The sequence below is a fragment of the Photorhabdus sp. RM323S genome (genome assembly GCF_042879375.1).
Classification (GTDB): domain Bacteria; phylum Pseudomonadota; class Gammaproteobacteria; order Enterobacterales; family Enterobacteriaceae; genus Photorhabdus; species Photorhabdus tasmaniensis.
Genome location: NZ_JBHFKZ010000181.1, coordinates 1 through 702 on the forward strand (window position 1 = coordinate 1; position 702 = coordinate 702).

Annotated in this window: 1 pseudogene; it reads left to right on the top strand. The window is 37.0% G+C overall.

Annotation, left to right across the window (positions count from 1 at the left end):
• Nucleotides 1-401 precede the first annotated feature (401 nt).
• Nucleotides 402-702, top strand: a pseudogene (locus ACGF7G_RS22555) (hypothetical protein); the annotation flags it as partial.

The following is a 702-nucleotide window of genomic DNA, read 5'->3' on the forward strand; positions in this document are numbered from 1 at the left end:
ATTTGATTTCAATAGTAAAATTGTAAAAAAATGTCAAATATATTATATAAATGTAAATATAGAACCTTCACAGCCAAACTGAATGGATAATCCCCCTCTTCTTTATAACAGAAAGAGCTATCAATTCAGGTAAGAATAGGCGGAATCTATCGCAAGCTTGTTAGAAAGATTCGACAAGGAATAAGAGCAAATGCTGATGATAGGTTCCAGTTTTGCTATTCAACACGATAACCTTTACTATCACCTGAAAGAATACAGCGTCGAGGGATTAAGAACCGGTATATCCATAAATTAGAAATCGTCCTATTATCTGATTAAGCCATAGTCATGGAACTATAAGAAACTTATATTGTCTGAAATCAAGAAACCTTATTTAAAAGCGCTTTGAGGGGGGAAATAGTATGGAGAGGAACATTCAACCGGGTTTCTGCGTAGTACCGCAACCTGGAGGATTAAGTTTTCAGGCAAGCTTGCTGTTCAGTCATTCGAATAGCAAAGCGGCCCAATATTTTATGGCGTTGAATTCGAATTACCAGTTCCTGAAACCAGGACAGATTCTACTTGTTGCTGATCCGGATTCTTATAATCCTCCGCATATCATGCAGCTATTACAGCAATCCCAGTATGAAATAAATCAATCTGTTTCGACCTTACCTAATGAGTATGCCGCATTTTTGCATCGTCATTTTGGTCTGTTTCACT